Here is an 18,643-nt window from a genome sequence, read left to right on the forward strand (position 1 = left end):
ATGGCTCGGCGCTTCTGGATGGCACCTCGATTGCCTTCACTCCAGACGGTGAAGGCACCGCCGCCATCTCTTTCGATGTGATTGACGAACGCGGCGCGAGCGCCACCCTCACCTATTATATCCACGTTCTCCCGGCAAATTATGCGCCGCAGGCGGTCGGTGATCGCTTCACGATCCTCGAAGATCAGACGATCGTCATCGACATAGCCACGCTGCTTGCCAACGACCGCGATGCGGACGGCGACGTCTTGACCTTCGTTGGCGTGGAACGCTTTGCCGACAACGGCAAGGTGAGCATCAACGATCAGGGCCAGATCGTCTTCAAGGCGCGCCCCGATTTCAACGGCAATGCCGGCTTCGAATATACGATCAGCGATGGCCACGGGGGCAGCGCGACCGGATATGTGTCCGTCTCGATCCTGCCTCAGAATGACGGCGCGACGCTTCGGGATGATCTCGTCACAGGTCTCGAAGACCAACCCCTGTTTGTTATCCCTGCCGAAGCATTCGGCAACGATATCGAACCGGAAGGCGATGTGCTTTTCTTCCACAGCGCGGGCGTCCTTGGCGTTCTAGACACGCGCTATCTGTCGGCCGATTACACGGTGATCGCCAAGCAGGCGAACGGCGAAGACCTGCCAAGCTGGCTGAGCTTCGATGCTGCAACGATGACCTTCACAGGTGAAGCGCCCGCCGGATCGAGTGTCACGGTCAACGTGATCCTCAAGGATGCAGCTGCAGGTAGCTATGCCCAGCGCTTCACGTTCAGTAGCGCCAACAATCAAAGCCTGGCCGGGGGCCTCTCCGTTGCTGGAACGGTTCTGGATGGTTTCACCGTTCGCGAAGCCCACCATAGTGAAATCGCATTCGGCTCGGATAATCTCGGCGTGGGCGTTACGGTCACTGCGACCCTAGCCAATGGAGACCCGCTGCCAACATGGCTGGTCTTCGACCCCGCGACCTTGCGGCTGAGCGGGACGCCAGGCGGCGGGAGCACCGCGCCTTTCGACGTCGTCCTGACCTTCACGGGTCCGGCAGGCGCTGCCGGCGAACCATCGGTATCCTTCAGCGATTCCGTGACGATCGATCCGAGCACGCTGGGCACAGGCGCTAGCTACGACAGTGACATTGCGCTCTTCGATGTCCACCAGGGCACTTTCTCGGCCAGCCTCGAAGGCGGACGGTCGCTACCAGACTGGCTGGCATTCGACCTTGATACAATGACCCTCTCGCTCACGGGCGAGCTTCCCGGTGCCGGCGCACAGCCGGTCCGATTCCAGCTTACCTTTACGCCTGACACACCAATCGTACCGGACGGAACCTATTCCGCGGCCAAACGCGGTTTCACGCTGGAATTCGTCATCGATCCGGCTGCCCCGATCGATCCGGCCATCAACGCGCTTCTGCAGCAAAGCGATTTCTTCAAGTCGCAAGGGCTGTTTGCAATCGATCTCGGCACCGCCGCCGGAATATCCGCCAAGCGGGAGAGCGAAGCGTCGCTGCCGGACTGGCTGTCGTTCAACGCCGAGACGCTCTCGTTCGACGGCACTCCCCCGCCTTCCTATGTCGGTGCCTTGGGGGTCCGCCTCGATGTCTCGGGCACCAACGGCAATTTGCCGAATTTCTCCATCCTCACGGATGTTGTCGTCGATGCCGGCTTTACGCTTGCCCCAGGCGGCACAAACGGCATCGGAGTCCATACGTCTGGCGAGCAGATCGATCTGTCGGCGCCGAAGGATTTCAACGGCTCGATCGCGCTCACCTACACAACGGCGGATGAAAAGGGCGGCATTTCGCACAATAGCGGCGTCATCGTCGTCAACGTCCTGCCAACCGCCGAAAAGCCTGTCGCGGTTGAAGACAATCTGGCCACTATTCAGGGCGAGCCACTGACGTTCGCGCTGATGGACCTGCTTGCCAACGACCGCGAGGATGACGGCGACTATCTGCGTGTGAAATCCGTATCCACGACCGGACATGGCACCCTCGTTGTGAACAACGGCCAACTGACGTACGGCCCACCGGCCGGGCTCGCCTCGGCCGGATCGACATGGTCGGCGAAGCTGGCAGGCGGATCGGACCTGCCCACGTGGATGACTATCGACAGCGCAACGGGCCTCATTACCGCGACGGTGCCCTTTGATCTGCGCCAGACTTTTGAGATCGTCTGGACTGCAACATCAGCAGGAAACAGCCAAAGCGCCTCTGCAAGCCATCTGTTTGACGGCAAGCTGATCGCGACCGTCACCTATACTCCGGAAACGGGATGGTCTGGTGAGGACAGCTTCAGCTATGTCATCACTGACGACCTTCAGGGTGACAGCAGCTCCAGCGTCCGCATCGCGGTAGCCGGACGCCATCTGGCCCCCAATGCCGGATCCGACAGCTTTTCGACGATCGAAGAGACCCCAATCGTTATCACCGCAGCGCAATTGCTGGCGAATGACCACGACGTCGATGGCGATCCTATCCGGTTCATCGATGTTCTCAATGCCGCTCACGGAACGGTGAGCTTCGACGGCGTGAACATCACCTTCACGCCGGACGACGATTTCAGCGGTCAGGCAGGTTTCGACTATGTGATTACCGATGACGTCGATGGACCCACCACAGGGACCGTCGTCGTCAACGTGCAGTCAACCAACCACGCCCCTACCGCTGTCGCAGATGTGTTCGCCACAAACGAGGATACGCCTTTCGAATTCACGGCGGCCGACCTCATTGGCAATGACAGCGACATCGATGGCGATACGGTCCGCTTCGTCTCGCTCGAAATGGCTAGCGATCTCGGCCGCATCCAGCGTTTGCCCAGCGGGCGCTACAGCTTCATCCCCAAGGAGAACGCAAGCGGGACCGCCACATTCCGGTACACCGTCAGCGATGGCCGATTGACAAGCACGGGCACATTCTCCTTCGAGATCGCGCCAGTGAACGACGCACCTTACGCCAATTCCGATGGTGTGGGCACCGGCAACAACCCTGACGGCGTGTTCATAGGCGAGCAGGACACTGCGCTTGTGATCGACCTTGCCGATCTGCTGGTGAACGATCGTGACATTGAAGGCGACTCCTTCACGATCGTCGAGTTGCTCGACGGCGACAATGGAACCATCGAGATGGTCGGTAACACGGCCGTATTCCGGCCCCGCGAAGGGTATTTCGGCAACGCCGCCTTCTCCTATCGGGTAACCGACGTCCATGGAGCCGACAGCATCGGCACGGTCTCGCTCACGATCCTCCCCCAGTTCAATATTCCGATCGCGGTCTCGGACCACGGCTTTGGAATACTCGAAGACAGCTACATCGACATCGACCCGGCGCAGCTTCTGGCCAACGACTACGATCCAGAAGGTGAGACAATCTCCTTCCTCGGCTTCCTGGGTGCGCCAGCCAATGCTTCCCTCACGGCGCTCGATGACGGAACCTACCGCATAACGCCAGCCGCCAATTTCAACGGCACCTTGACGCTGACCTACGCAATAACCAACGCGTCCGGTTTCCCTGTCACGGCGACCGTCGACATCGAGGTCCTGCCCGTCAATGACGCACCGATCGCAGTCGACGATAGCCTCGCACTCACCGAGGACGAACCGTTAACCCTGTTCATCACTGAGCTTCTCGGCAACGACATCGAGCCCGATGATCAGGCCATTGTGTTCAATGGCCTCGGTGAGATGCACGGGGTGACTGTCACGAACAACGGGATCGGCCAGCTCATCGTCACGCCGGACGCCGACTTCAATGGCGCGGCCTGGTTCGACTACGAGGTCATCGATTCGGCAGGCCTCGCGGACACGGCGCGAGTCCTCGTCACCGTTACGGCCGTGAATGATGCTCCGATCATCACGGCCATTCCGGCCTTGCGCGGTGTCGAGGATCAACCATTTGCCGCCACTTTGCCCGCGTCTCTGGCTTACGACGTCGATGATGATGCGATCCTGGTCGAGGTTCGCGGTATTGGCGGGACGGCTCTTCCGTCCTGGCTTGCCTACGATCGACAGACCCGGTCGTTCACCGGAACACCGCCTGCCAATTTCAACGGCGTCGTGTCGCTCGAGGTTTACGCCTCCGACCAGACTACTTCGGTCATCAAAGAGTTCGCGATCGTCATCGATGCGGTCAACGATGCTCCGGTTTTGACCACCGCGCTTGCTGACATAAGCATTGCCGGGTCCACGGCGATCGACGTCACTCTTCCTAGCGGAAGCTTCACCGACGTTGACGGCAATGCGCTGACACTGACGGCTCGTGTCGCTGGCGGCAGCGAACTGCCTTCCTGGCTCGCGTTCGACGGTTCGCGCTTCACTGGCACAGCTCCGGCAGGCTTTACGGCCCTCGATATCGAAGTGATCGCCAGCGATGGCACCCTCGCAGCCTCGGATGTCTTCCGTCTGACCATCGATGCTGTGGGCTGGGAAAACCATGCGCCGGTGGTTCTGCAACCGCTGGCAAATGTATCCGCCATCCGCGGCGCGGCGTTTGACGTCGCGGTCCCTGTCGGCACGTTTGGCGATCCCGACGGTGATGCCCTGTCGTACACCGTGTCGTTGTCCGATGGCTCGCCGCTGCCGACCTGGCTGACGTTTGCCAACGGTCATCTGACCGGAACCGTCGCTGCGGGCGCACTGGGCGATTACCAAATTCGTGTCACCGCCAGCGATGGCAGCCTGACCTCCAACGATGTCTTCACGCTCTCGGTGAACATGCTGCCGACCGGCCCAGAACTGACGCCAGGCCAATGGGAGCAATTCAGCGACGGAAACGATCGCATCGTCGGCCGAGGCGCCATAAATACGAGCCTCTGGGGGCTCGGCGGTGATGATTATCTGACCGCAGACAATTGGACGGTAAACCTCTCAGGCGACGACGGAAACGACATCCTCGAATTCATGTCCTATGGGGCAAGAGGCGAAGGCGGGACCGGCATCGACACCTTCATCTTCGACGGTTTTGCGCTGCTTGCAGGCGGCGAGGATACGACCTGGGCGACAATCACAGATTTCGAGCACGGAACCGACCGCATCGGCATCGTCAACGGTACGGGGGGCATCAATAGTTTCGCCGATCTCGCTGGCCATCTCGTCCAGAACGGCGCGAATGTGGAGATCGCCCTCAAAGGCTTACCGGCGATCGTCATCGAGAACATCGCGCTTGCCGATCTAAATGCGAGCGACTTCATGTTCGGCAATTGGGCAACCTCGGGCGGGTCCGGCCCAGCTCCGGTCGCCGGCTCGGTGCCATGGCCCACCACGTCGATTACGCGGTATCTTAACGATTGGGAAAACATCGGCAACGCGAGCGAGCGCATCGTCGGAAATGGTACTAACGCAACATCCGTCGAAGCCTTGGACGGCGACGATTACATCACCGTCGATGGATATAGCGTGAGTGTTTACGGCGGGCGTGGCAACGACGTCATCGAACTCTTCGGTCCGAGCGGCTACGCGATGGGCGGTGCCGGATACGATTACTTCGTATTCGACTCTGCCCAGCTCAGCGGCGATGGATGGGAGCGATGGGCTACCATCGGCGACTATCACCACGGCATCGACAAGCTCGTCTTCCTTAACGGCAGCGACGGCCTTGAAAGCTTCGCGGATATCCTTCCGTTCATGGCGCAGGATGGCGACAATGTGACCATCACGATCACCGGCCATTCTCCGATCGTGATCGAGGATATCGCGCTGGCCGATCTTGATGCCGAGGACTTCCTGTTTGTCACACAGCCGCCGGCACTGACCGCCGGTCTCGACGGCCAAGCTCTCCGGATTGGATCGACCGCAGGATTGCAGTCGATTTCAGCGAACGGCCACGCAAACGTGACCGTCACGGGGACCAGCAGAGCGGATGCACTCGATTTTACCTCTGTAACACTGTCGGGCATCGCTGCGATCAACAGCCTCGAAGGCGACGACCAGATCATTGGTTCCGCAGGAGCCGATACGATCCAGGGCGGTACCGGTACCGACACCCTGAACGGGGGAAGCGGCAACGATACGCTCGTGGGTGGTGCCGACAACGACACACTCAACGGCGGCTCGGGCGACGATCTGTTCAAGGTCAGCGGCACAACCGATGGCTACGACGCGATCGACGGCGGCGCTGGCAATGACACGATTACCGCACAGGTGAACAACACTGCTATCGGCCTAATCAGTCTCAGCGGTATCGAGACCATAACTGCCGGCACCTACTCGGGCGTCTACGTCCGGGGTTCGGACGCTGCCGATTTCCTTGATTTCAGTGGTACGACGCTCGTCAACATCACCAAAATCGACGGCGGCTTGGGCGATGACACGATCATCGGCTCCTCCGGAAATGATACGATCCTGGGCTCCGCTGGCAGCGACTTGCTTTCCGGCGGTGCAGGTAATGATATTTTCCAGTTCACCGGATCGGCTGCGGGCAACGATATCGTTGACGGAGGGGCAGGAAGCGACAGCATCGTCACACTGGCCAATAATACTGTCATCCGTCTCACCGCGTTCTCGAATATCGAGACGATCTCCGGCGGAAGCTACAGCGGTGTAACGATTGCCGGGAGCGAAGGCGACGACAGCCTCGACTTCACAAACGTGACGCTTACCGCGATCACGAAAATTAGCGGCAATGGCGGCAACGACACCATTTTCGGTAACAGCGCGGCTAATGTCATTTCCGGGGGTGACGGCAACGACACGCTCAATGGCGGTGATGGCAATGACACCATCACTGGAGATGCCGGCGACGATGTCCTGATCGGCGGCACCGGAAACGACAGCCTTAATGGCGGTGCCGGAACCGATTGGGTCGATTATTCGGCCTATACCGCCAATCTCTCCGTGAGCCTTGCGGTGACCGCCGCCCAAACCGTGACCGGGAGCGAAAGCGACACCATTACAAATGTCGAAAATCTCCGCGGAGGCTCGGGCAACGATACGTTGACCGGCTCAACTGCAGCCAACGTTATCGAAGGTGGCAGTGGCAACGACCGGATAGTTGGAGGCACCGGCAACGATACGATCAACGGCGGTGCCGGGACCGACGTCGCCGTGTACGCCGGTCTGTACACCACCTATTCCATCTCTGCGTCCGCAGGAACGATCCGGATCGTCGACAATGCCGCCTCTCAGGATGGCAATGACGGTACCGACACCCTGACAAGCGTTGAGACTGCCGAATTCAAGAACGGTGTGCAGATCGGACTTGCCGCCCCGATTATCCTCGATCTCGACGGCAACGGTATAACCACCCTATCGGCCGCCATGAGCCATGCACGTTACGACATGGACGGCGATGGCCTTGCCGATGACACGAGCTGGATGGGCAGCGGCGAAGGAATGCTGTTCTTCGATCGTGATGGGAACGGGACGCTCACGAACGCGGGCGAGTTCAGCTTCATCAATGACATTCCTGGTGCGGCAACGGATCTGGCAGGCCTCAGGGCATTCGACAGCAATGGCGACGGGATCCTATCAGCCGCCGATGCCCGCTTTGCCGGCTTCCATGTCTGGCAAGACAGGAATGGCGATGGAGCGGTCGACGAGGGCGAAGTATCGACCCTTCAAGGCTCGAACGTTCAGTCCATAAACCTCGCAGGAGTGGCCAGCGAAGGGAGCTACGCGCTCGGCGATGTGATCGTCGCCAACACCGGCAGCTTCACTCGAACCGATGGCTCAATTGCCGGCTTCGTCGATGCGACGCTGACATATTTCTCCGCAGCGTCTGTCGCAGCGACGGATATCGGTGGCCTTAGGGGACGTCCCGAAACAAACGGGTCGCCGCGGCAGGCGCCGTCTCCCTCCATCGTCGATCCATTCGCCGCGGCCGACCAAATCGCCGCAGCCTTGCACGATGCGATGGAATTCCCCGAAATCCTCGTCAGCGGGTCGGGATCGCGACATGGCAACCTTGCAGCGATCCTGGAGAAGCTTCCTGCGCTCGAAAAACACACACCCGATGACGAGCTTTTCCTCGATGCCAGGAAGATTCGACAAGGGGTCTCCTCCTCGCAGACGGCCCGCATCGACCGCGCCGCTGCATCCATGATTGAGGGTATGGTTACATTCGGGGCCGAGAGAACCAGCGAAAGCCTCGCCAGCTGGAAGCAGGATGCCGTAAAGCCTGTGGATTTCTTTGCCTGAAACCCAGGCCAATCGTCGGCGTAGGCATTCGTGACTATTCCGGAGGGCTCGGCAGACGTCGAGCCCTCCATACTTCCTCCCAGTTCACCCTATGAACAAATTGTAAGACCTGAGCTCTGCTCGCCAAGTGGAGCGCCGCCGGGGAGATGAAGGTTTATAAGCGCCGCAGTAGCTGTTGACTTGCGATAATACCCGCATGATACCTGCACGGGCGTGCCAGACGTCGTTTTGACCCTGGTTGGGGGCTTACAGTTTTGAAATACAATAGATTGGCCGCCGGTCGAGCGCGCCGCTGGTTTTCCGGCTGCCTATATCTGCTTGGTGGAGCAGAGATGGTCCCCTCATCAGCCCTCGTTCGTTCGTAACGCGCTCGGAAATTTGTCGTGAGGTTCGCCTGTCATCGGCATTTTGCCGGCGTTGCCGCGCTCGCCGTAGCCCTTACGCTGGCTAGCCAAGCGCAAGGTCAGCATCTCAGTGCAGTCCACGATCTCTACCCCGCACCGAAGACGGCGTTTGACGAAGAGCCCCCCGAGCCCACTGTCGACGACAGCTTGGCTGCGGCGATTTCCGACACCTTCGCGACCAACCCCGAGCTTGGCGCCGCTCGCTATGACTTGCGCGCCACCGATGACGATGTGGGTATCGCCATGTCGCAAACTCGTCCCACCGCCCAATTACAGGTTTCGGGCGGCTACGATCTCACAATGCCAGGGGCCATAACACAGGCCAGTCGTTCTCTCACCGATCGGTTGAAAGACCCCAATATCGAGCGCAACGATATCACCTCCCAGCTCGTCATCGATCAACCAATTTCCACCGGCGGCCGTGCTGCAGCCGCCTTGCGATCCGCTCTGGCCACCAGCGCCGCTGGAAGAGAAACGTTGAGGGGAACGGAAGGGGATTTGCTGGTCAATTTGATCGCAGCCTACAGCGACGTTCGCCGAGATGGGCGATCGCTCGCGATCCGCCGGCGCAATTTGCAGACGCTGGAGGCGACTCTCGGCGAGATTGTCGCCCGGCGCGAGGCAGGCGAGCTCACCCGAACCGACATTGCGCAGGCTGAAACGCAGATTCAAGCTGCGCGGGTCCAACTTAACGCGGCCGAAGCACAGCTTGAAAGCAGCAAGGCGTCGTTTACGGCCATAGTCGGGCGTGCGCCCGGCAATCTTGCCCCCGAGCCGACGCTGCCCGGCCTTCCTCAGACGGCTGACGAGGCATTTGCCTTGGCGGAAGCATCTAATCCCGATCTGGCAGCCGCCATCGCCACCGCACGGGCCTCACAAGAGCGGATCGGAGCGGCCCAAGCGGAAGGTCGCCCTGAGCTCACCATCAGAGGCACTGCCGGCACGACGGGACCGGTTTCCCCTCTGGATGGCAGGGACCATGACCTCTCCTTCGCGGGGCGTGCGACACTCACGATCCCGTTGCTGGCAGGCGGACGGGTGAATTCATCCGTCGCGCAAGCCCGCAACCGGCAAACCGCTGACATGCTGCGCATTGACGCCGCCCGCCGCACATTGGTCCAGTCGATCGTGAATGCCTGGAACCAATGGGTGACTGCCGACCGCAATGCACTTGCTCAAGACCTCCAGGTACAGGCAGCAAGAATCTACTACGAAGGGACGCTGGAAGAATATCGTGAGGGCCTACGCTCGACGTTCGATGTCCTCTATGCCCAGAATTCACTCAACGAAACGCAGATCGCGCTACTGGGCAGCAAGCGCGACCGCTATGTCGCGCAGGCGATCCTTCTGCGTCATCTCGGTCAGCTGGAAACCAACCGGCTGATCACCAGTCCGCCCGCATATGAACCGGACGACTACCTCCACAAGGTAAAGCAGCGCAGCGCTGTGCCATGGGGCGGTGTGATCCGCTCGATCGACAAACTGGCAGCCCCCCGCGGCAAACCAAGGCCTGCCAAACCCCTCAAGCAGACGAGCGATGCCCCCGTTTCCAAGGCCGCGCCTGCACCGCAGCCACCAGCCACTCTCATACGCGGTGACATCGCCCCCGCCTCATCTCCTGCATCAACCTCTACTCCGAGGCAGACCCCATGAACGCCGAGCAACCGTCCCCTCCGGCAGCCGAGACAGCATGCCGTGATGATTCCGGGCTTATTGCCTATGCAACGTTGCTCGCTCTGCACCGGATTGCTGTTGATCCCGCCCAACTCCGCCACGGTCTTGGCCACGAGCGCGGTGTCGATGCCGACGATCTCAAACGCATCGCCAAGCGCCAGGATGACGTTCGCGCGAAATCGATCCGCACATCTTACGAGAAACTCAAGCAAACCCCGCTTCCGGCGCTCGCCAATGGACCATCGGGTTGGTTCATCATCGCGCGGATCGGCGACGACGAAGCGTTGATTCAGCCGCCTTGCCACAGTGCAGAAGGCGTTCAGCCCCAAGTGATGAAGATAGATCGCGCGGCCCTGGAGGCCATGTGGTCGGGCGAACTGCTGCTGGTCACAACGCGCGAGGGCGTAGGCAGCGTTACGCGCGCTTTCGATGTGTCCTGGTTCATCCCTCAGATCGTCAAGTACCGAAGGCTGATTGGGGAAGTCCTGCTGGTCACCCTCGGCATCAACCTGCTCGGTCTCGCTTCACCGCTCTTTTTCCAGAACGTCATCGACAAGGTGCTGGTCCACAACACCCTCGACACGCTGACCATCCTCGTGATCGGCTACGCCGTGGTCTCACTGTGGGAAACGCTCTTCGGATGGCTGCGCACCAGGCTCTATTCCGAAACCAGCCAGAAAATCGACGTCGAGCTCGGCGCCAAGCTTTTCCGTCATCTGTTGGGTCTCAACCTTGCCTATTTCGAAGCACGCAGGGTGGGCGATATCGCCATGCGCGTGCGCCAGCTTGAAACCATTCGCGAATTCCTCACGAACACGTCGCTGACTGTGTTGATCGACCCCATCTTCACAATCGTCTTCCTCGTGGTGATGTGGGTCTACTCGCCCCAGCTTTTCATGATCGCGATCCTTGCCATCCCGGCTTACGTCGCAGTCGCCGTCTTCATCACCGCCCCTTTGCGGGCCCGGATTGAGGAAAAATTCGAAAGATCGGCCGCCAACAACGCCCTTCTCATCGAGAGCATCGGCGGAATCCAGACGGTCAAGGCCGGCGCCGTCGAGCCCCAGTGGCAGGAACGCTGGGAGCGTCAGCTGGCCGGCTACAGCTTCGCTTCCCAGAAGGTCATCAACCTGGGAAATACCGGTAGCCAGCTGATTCAGCTTATCTCCAAGATCAACATGGTGCTGATTCTCTATTTCGGCGCCAGAGCCGTCATCGATAAGGATCTGACGGTAGGCGGCCTTGTTGCCTTCAACATGTTCGCACAGCGCGTGTCCGGGCCTGTGATCCGGATGGCGCAACTTTGGCAGGACTTTCAACAGGTCCGCCTTGCGATCGAACGGCTTGGTGACGTGCTGAACCAACCCGTGGAGCCAGGCACCGGAAGCCGCGTCGCGCTTCCTTCACTCAAAGGCGATGTAAAGTTCGAAGGCGTGAAATTCCGCTATGGACTCGACGGCCCCTGGACGCTTGATGACATCGATCTGACCGTTCCCGCCGGGACTTCTCTCGGCATCGTGGGGTCATCCGGTTCGGGCAAGTCTACGCTCACCAAACTGCTCCAACGGATGTACGTCCCGGCGGCCGGCCGCGTTCTGATCGACGGCGTTGACATCGCCCAGATCGACCCGGCATGGCTACGCCGCCAGATTGGTGTCGTGTTGCAGGAAAACCTGCTGTTCAACCGCTCGATCCGCGAAAACATCGCGCTCTCCAATCCGGCCATGCCGCTCGAGAAGGTTATGGCTGCGGCCGAGCTTGCCGGGGCCCACGAATTCATCGTACGCCTGCCGCAAGGCTACGACACACCGGTTGAAGAGCGCGGCACCAATTTGTCGGGTGGCCAGCGCCAGCGCCTCGCCATCGCTCGCGCTCTGGTGAACGGTCCGCGTATCCTCATTCTCGACGAGGCGACCAGCGCGCTTGACGCCGAAAGCGAGGAGATCATCCAGAAGAACCTGAAGGCCATTTCAGCCGGACGGACGGTGATCATCATCGCGCACCGCCTCTCGGCGGTTCGTCAATGCGACAACCTCATCTCGCTGGAAACCGGGCGAATTGTCGAACGCGGCAGCCATGAGGACTTGCTCGGCGCGGGCGGCCGCTACGCCGACCTCCATCGCCGCCAAAGCGGCGGCGGGCTTCATGTGGAGGCAATGGCATGAAAGTCTGGAACCACCACTGGGAGGTTTTGAAAGCCTCGCTGCACGCAGACCGCGAACTGCGCAAGGTTTTCGTGCCATCGCGTGAGGCAGATTTCCTGCCCGCAGCGCTTGAGGTCGCCGAACGCCCCGTCTCGCCCACCGCGCGTCTCGCGACTTGGATATTGCTTGTCGGTCTGCTCATAACAATCCTCTGGACGGTGTTCGGCAAAGTCGACGTAGTAGCATCCGCCTCGGGAAGCTTGATCCCCACGGGCAACATCAAGCTCGTGCAATCGCCCGGGACCGGCGTCGTAAGAGCAATCTACGTCCGCAACGGTGATGCAGTGCGAAAGGGGCAACCCCTGTTGGATCTTGATCCGACCATAGTCGGTGCCGATCTTGCCTCGGCGCAGAAAGCTCTTGCTGCAGCAGAGCTCGATATTGCCCGCAACCGCGCTATCGCCGATGCCCTGTCTGGAAGCGCACTCCACTTCGTACCACCCGCTGGCACGCCTGCTGAGGTTGCCGAAACGCAGCGCCGCCTCATCGCCGCGCAGTTAGCGGAACTCGATGCCGGGGCTGCAGGCTTGGCCAATGCACGAGCATCAGCCATAGCTGATGCCAGCGCTGCTGCTGCAACCGCAGCGCGGCTCGCCGACACCGTTCCTATTTTGGACCGCCAGATTGACCGTATGAATCGGCTCGATGCACATGGCTATGCTCCTGGACAGCGATTGCTTGAGCTCGAACGTCAACGGCGCTCGGAAGTCGGAGACCGCCAGGTGGCCCTCGCGCAAATCGAGCGCGGGCATGCGGAGGCGAGAAAGCTCGATCAACAGATCCGTGAAAGCCGCGAGCAGGCTCGCCGCACCGCTCTCGCCGACCTCGCCAAGGCCGAGGCGGACGCCATTCTGCGCCGGGAAGAAGTGACCAAAGCCACCCAGATGAACCGTTTCCAACGGCTCGTGGCACCAGTCGACGGCACTGTGCAAAGCCTTGACGTCCATACTGTGGGCGGCGTGGTGGAAGCCGCCAAGCCGCTGATGACCGTCATCCCTGCAAAGGAAGCACTTGAGGCCGAAGTCCGCATTCTGAACAAGGATGTAGGTTTTGTGCGCGTTGGCCAGGGAGCGGCGGTCAAGCTCGAAGCTTTCCCCTTCACCCGCTACGGCACGATCCCGGGAAGGGTTCGGTCGATCAGCCGTGACGCGGTCCAGGATAAGGATTTGGGCCTGGTGTACGTCGCGACTATCGAGATTGATCGAGGCTACATTGACGCCGACGGTCGCCGTGTAAATCTCGCACCGGGTCTTGCTGCGACCGTCGATGTGAAAACCGGAACACGGCGTATTATCAGCTACCTAGTGAGCCCGCTGCAAACCAGCATCGCCCAAGCCGGACATGAGAAATGATGCATCGCGCCGACTTCAATTTATCAGCGAGCAGCAGAAATATGCCGCCACAGCGGGTTAGTCACGCGGGGCGGATAATCCGATGAATTAGGGCTGTCGCCCTGATTTATCTGAACTCCTGGGTCCACTTGTGGTTTGCTGCCCGACCCGAAACCCGTTGCCGCCGTCTCATCCCAGCTTCTTCGTCAACCGTCCGACTGCACCCGCCTCGGCAGCCAGATTCCGGTTGTACGCCAGCGGCATGCGCGGACTTTTCCAGCGCAGCGCGTCCATGATGCCAGCGAGGTCCTCACCACTGGCGAACAGGTCTTGGTTGAGCCCGACACGCGTCGAGTGCCCGCTCACCTGGCCGAGCAGCCGCGCCAGATCGTCGCGGGTCAGATCGGGCAGCGCGCCCTTGTCGAACGCGCGGGTAATGATCGCGCGCCAGATCGGCCCAACCGACGCCGGATGCAGTGCGCCCTGCCCCACCGTATATTCGGTGCGTGCCGGCACCGCCGGCTTGGGCAGCGTCTTGCGCAGATCCCAGGCCTCGCGACCGGAGATCGTCGCCAGCTTGCGCCCCGGTTGCCGCGCGCGCGCCTTGTAGCGCCGCACGATCACCCGGCGGAACAGCGGCCCGTCGTCGATCTCGGCCGCCGCAGTCCAGGCCGCTACCGCGCGCACCGTGCGCGGCGAAAGATAGGCAGTAGCCCCCTCGCCTTCCTGATCCCCCTTGCTGCGCGCAATCCTCAGCAACCGCGCCTCGGGGTCGATCGCCTCCATCACATCCTCAAACTGAACCGCCACCAGTTCGCGGACACGCAGCCCGGTGTCGTAGGCCAGACTGAGCAACGCGCGGTCGCGCAGCCCGGTCATGTCCTCGCCGCACGCATCGAGCAGCGCGCGGACATTGAGCCCGCGCGCCGGGTCGCGCTCGACATCACGGACCGGCCCCTTGAAGCGCAGCGGCGCGGCCTGGCGCTGGGCAACGCCCTTGTCGCGGCGGATCGCCGACAGCGTCAACTTGACCAGCGGCACAGCCGTCGGATCGGTGAGCCCGAGCAGCTGGTGGAGCTTGGCAATCGAAGCCTTGTACCGCGCCAGCGAAGCAGGCTTGGCGCCCTCTCCGGCCCGCGCCTGCAGATAGTCGGCGACATCCTGTGGCTGCGCCGGCAGCGTGAAGCGGCCTGCTTGCCTGCACCACAAGTCGAACGCGGACAGATCGGAGCGCAGTGCCAGCAGCGAATACCGCGAGCTCGCAGCCGCATAGGCGGCCAGCAGCGCGGCATCGAGCGTGATCCGCTCGAAAGCGCGCAGCGTTACGAAGAATGTTGGCAAGTCGATCACTGAATCAGCCCCAGTGAGCTCGGTCGCGGCGCCATTTCCCGCTACCGCGGCAATATCCCAGCTTTCCGCCATTTTTCCGCCCTCCCTCGCTGCTCGTTCGATCTTTCCGACTTATACGCGCATCGAATATGATTCTTCAATAAGGGCAATTATCGCGTGTACACAACAGATGTTATCCTAGAGAGATACCGACAACACGAGCCTCTTAATTTGCATATTAACCCGTTACTCAGACCTCGTACCATTAGGTCCGGACGAGCGATTTTCTAAAAAATGTAAAACTACAGACTACTGCCTAGTGATTGCATGGACGACTGCCCGCGGATCAATTTAACTGTAGCACCGCTTAGTAATCGCGCTGCTACACGACGGGTAGGGAGCCCTCGTAGCGTACAAAGATCGCCACCGACCTGAGCTCGCAGCGAACGGCATGCGTGGGCTCTTCCAACGCAACTCATCAAAACGCCAACCAAGCGCCTCAGCTCAGGCGAAAAGGCATTGGTTGACTCTGCCCCACATGAATGCCTGCTTTCCTGCTTGAGCGGATCTCAACATCACCCTCGGCCAGGTAGCGGAAAAAAATTTCTGCATACGGGCAACACGATCGTGGACGCCCTGGCACTGTGATGGACGACGCACAGGATTTGCCCCATTTTGGAGCCCCTTGAAGTACAGTTGCAGACCCCCATTGCTGTCAGATCGCCCCGTCAGACAGCAGGTTCCTCATGCCCGATCCGCGCACATGCCCCGATACGATCGCCCTTGTCAGAGCGTCTCCCGACGTCCGCCCTGCGTTTCGCGTGACTTTGTCTCTCGACGCTGAAGCCCCCCGGCATTCGGATAATTTGACCATAGGCCAGCGCGTACAGGCGGACGCAATCCCGCATTCAGCTTCCAGGCTGCAAGCATGCCGATTGGCGCGTTGAACCCGCCCGAGGCTGCCGCGGATGGCGATGCCGTCCTCCAACCTGCCGAAGGGCGCCAAACCCGAACCCAGGACGCACTGGTTTGCCTTGCACGCCTGCTTGGACGTCAGATCGCCCGCGAGCTGAGCGCGACGCCACCACCCCCTCAAAGCCAAGAGAATCCCGAGATCACTAAAGCGTAGGGTGAAAGGGAGGCACGGGCGTCATGCGAGCATGACGGCCTTTCGCTGTCGGGAGTTTTTTCATGATCCGCACTGCCCTCTATGCCCGTTACTCCACCGATCGGCAAAGCCCGTCATCGATCGAAGATCAACTGCGCATTTGCCGAGAACAAGCTGCCCGCGAAGGCTGGCGAGTGGTCGCGAGCTACAAGGACGCCGCAATTTCGGGTTCAAGCGTCACACTGCGCCCTGGCATTCAGCAGTTGCTCGAGGATGCGAGGACAGGAAAGTTCGATCTCCTGCTAGCGGAAGCGCTTGATCGCATCTCCCGCGACCAAGCCGACATCGCGACGCTCTACAAACATCTGCAGTTTGCCGGCGTAACCATCGTCACGCTCGCCGAAGGGGAAATCTCCGAACTCCATGTCGGCCTCAAAGGCACGATGAACGCGCTGTTCCTGAAGGATCTTGCGAAGAAAACCCATCGCGGACTGCGCGGCCGCGTCGAGAAGGGAAAGTCTGGGGGCGGTCTGTCCTACGGCTACGATCTGGTGAGGCGCCTTGACGCCGGTGGCGAACCAATCCGCGGCGACCGCACGATCAACTTAGCTGAAGCCGAAGTCATCCGCCGCATCTTCCGTGACTATGCGAACGGCATCAGCCCTTTGGCCATAGCCAAGCGGCTCAATGCGGAAGGGATACCCGGCCCGTACGGCAAGCTCTGGGGGAACACGACATTGCGGGGACACACCAAGCGCGGTACCGGCATCCTTAACAACGAACTCTACATCGGCCGGCTCATCTGGAATCGTCAGCGCTATCTCAAGAATCCTCAGACGGGTCGGCGCGTCTCCCGCCTCAATCCCGAATCCGAGTGGATTACAACAGAAGTGCCCGAGCTGCGAATTCTCGATGACGACTTGTGGCAAGCCGTGAAGGCGCGCCAAACCTCGCAGCGAATTGACTACGAAAGCGCAAACCTGGGAGCGGAACTTCAGATGAAGCGCCGTCCAAAGTCGCTGTTATCCGGTCTGCTGGTCTGCGGCACATGTAATGGTCCAGTCTCAATGCGCGGACAGGATCGATTCGGGTGCTCGGCGCATTTACGTCGGCGTTCGTGCACAAACGCTCGCACCATCAATCGCGAAGTGTTGGAGGCGCGGGTTCTCGAAGGCCTACGCCACCGATTGATGGCCCCGGAAATAGTCGCCGAAGCAGTCCATGCCTATGTCGAGGAGACCAATCGCCTGAACCAACAGCAGCGCGCAGCCGGAGCTGCTGACAAGGCGGAACTTAAAAAGGTCGTGAAGGCCATCGAGCGCCTGGTGAACATGGCAGCCGATGGCGATGCCACCCGAGGTTTGGTCGACAAGCTATTAGCGCTGGAAGCGCAGGAAGATGCCATACGGGCGCGGATGAGCGATGCGCCTTATGTTGCCCCCGATATCCATCCCAACATCGCCAAGTTCTACCACAAGAAAGTTGAGCGCCTATCCGAGGCGCTTCATCATCCCTCTGAACGAGACGAGGCCGCATGCGCCATTCGCGGTCTGATCGAGCGCGTCACGCTGTTTCCCGGAGCCAATCCGGGCGAGATGAGTGCCACGCTTCACGGTGAGTTTGGGGCTATTATGGAATGGGCATCACAACACGAAACGGCCGGAAACAACCGCGGATCCGGATCTGTTGCTGCGCCATTGTCGGTATCGGTGGTTGCGGGGGTAGGATTTGAACCTACGACCTTCAGGTTATGAGCCTGACGAGCTACCGGGCTGCTCCACCCCGCGTCACCATTGAGGGCTGAGAGTGTCAGCCCGGAAGCGTTTTTGTGTGTTCATTCCGACTGCGTCGGCCTGAACGGCGGGCTGCTCCACCCCGCGTCAGCGTGTTTTGCGTCTTGTAGAGACGCGAAGAGGGCCTGGAGGGCCCTCTTTGGGGCACTTTGTGCCCTTTGTCATTGTGATGGGTTTTTTAGCACGCCGGCTTCAATGCCTGGCGACGTCCTACTCTTCCGGGGCTTGAGCCACAGTACCATTGGCGCTGACAGGTTTCACGGCCGAGTTCGAGATGGGATCGGGTGGGTCACTGACGCTATGGTCACCAAGCAATGGAGACGGCGTGCTGATTTTTTAATCGATGTATCCCGTGCTGCTCTAAGTTAGAGCTTGATATCTGGCTGGATGATCGTCCGATCATCAAGACATCGCTGCTTTTTAGGCAGGGCTGTCATTGATGGTGGGATTCATCAAGCATGAACAGAGTTATTAGGACCGGTTAGCTCCATGCGTTACCGCACTTCCACACCCGGCCTATCAACGTGATGGTCTATCACGACTCGAAGATACCTAATCTTGAGGGAGGCTTCCCGCTTAGATGCTTTCAGCGGTTATCCCGTCCATGCATAGCTACCCTGCTGCGCGGCTGGCGCCACGACAGGTACACCAGAGGCATGTTCAACCCGGTCCTCTCG

Annotated in this window: 6 protein-coding genes, 1 tRNA gene and 2 rRNA genes (2 of these 9 cut by a window edge); 5 read left to right on the forward strand and 4 right to left on the reverse strand. The window is 60.4% G+C overall.

Annotated features, from left to right (window positions below; genetic code table 11):
* From ACZ1JC_RS04760 to ACZ1JC_RS04775, 4 genes are all read left to right on the forward strand, one after another.
* Positions 1–8,123, forward strand: partial view of a tandem-95 repeat protein gene (locus ACZ1JC_RS04760; protein WP_465139062.1) — the 3' portion only. 21,676 nt of this gene lie to the left of the window's left edge; only the last 8,123 of its 29,799 coding nucleotides appear in the window; its start codon lies off the left edge, out of view; it ends in the stop codon at positions 8,121–8,123.
* Between the two features lie 383 nt (positions 8,124–8,506).
* Positions 8,507–10,180 (forward strand): TolC family outer membrane protein, encoded by a 1,674-nt coding sequence (locus ACZ1JC_RS04765; RefSeq protein ID WP_465139061.1) that lies wholly within the window; start codon positions 8,507–8,509, stop codon positions 10,178–10,180.
* A complete protein-coding gene (locus tag ACZ1JC_RS04770; RefSeq protein ID WP_465139060.1) occupies positions 10,177–12,366 on the forward strand; it encodes a type I secretion system permease/ATPase in 2,190 nt (729 codons plus the stop codon). The genes ACZ1JC_RS04765 and ACZ1JC_RS04770 overlap by 4 nt, the downstream gene beginning before the upstream one ends.
* Positions 12,363–13,757 carry an HlyD family type I secretion periplasmic adaptor subunit gene (locus ACZ1JC_RS04775; protein ID WP_465139059.1) on the forward strand — a complete coding sequence of 465 codons (1,395 nt, stop codon included), beginning with the start codon at positions 12,363–12,365 and terminating at the stop codon, positions 13,755–13,757. The genes ACZ1JC_RS04770 and ACZ1JC_RS04775 overlap by 4 nt, the downstream gene beginning before the upstream one ends.
* A 168-nt stretch (positions 13,758–13,925) precedes the next feature.
* Here the strand turns inward: ACZ1JC_RS04775 and ACZ1JC_RS04780 are convergent, their stop codons facing one another.
* A complete protein-coding gene (locus ACZ1JC_RS04780) occupies positions 13,926–15,158 on the reverse strand; it encodes a tyrosine-type recombinase/integrase (RefSeq protein ID WP_465139058.1) in 1,233 nt (410 codons plus the stop codon).
* A 1,098-nt stretch (positions 15,159–16,256) separates the two neighbouring features.
* Between ACZ1JC_RS04780 and ACZ1JC_RS04785 the strand changes: the two genes are divergently transcribed.
* Positions 16,257–17,927 carry a recombinase family protein gene (locus tag ACZ1JC_RS04785; protein ID WP_465140296.1) on the forward strand — a complete coding sequence of 557 codons (1,671 nt, stop codon included), beginning with the start codon at positions 16,257–16,259 and terminating at the stop codon, positions 17,925–17,927.
* On the opposite strand, the gene ACZ1JC_RS04790 is transcribed toward ACZ1JC_RS04785, so the two are convergent.
* The 3 genes from ACZ1JC_RS04790 to ACZ1JC_RS04800 all read right to left on the reverse strand — a co-directional run.
* A tRNA-Met gene (locus ACZ1JC_RS04790) sits at positions 17,884–17,960 on the reverse strand. The genes ACZ1JC_RS04785 and ACZ1JC_RS04790 overlap by 44 nt on opposite strands.
* A gap of 203 nt (positions 17,961–18,163) precedes the next feature.
* Positions 18,164–18,278: ribosomal RNA gene (rrf, locus tag ACZ1JC_RS04795) — 5S ribosomal RNA — on the reverse strand.
* Positions 18,279–18,417: 139 nt separating this feature from the next.
* Positions 18,418–18,643: ribosomal RNA gene (locus ACZ1JC_RS04800) — 23S ribosomal RNA — on the reverse strand; it runs 2,567 nt beyond the window's last position.

The sequence above is a fragment of the Sphingomonas sp. BL-S-28 genome (assembly GCF_055521515.1).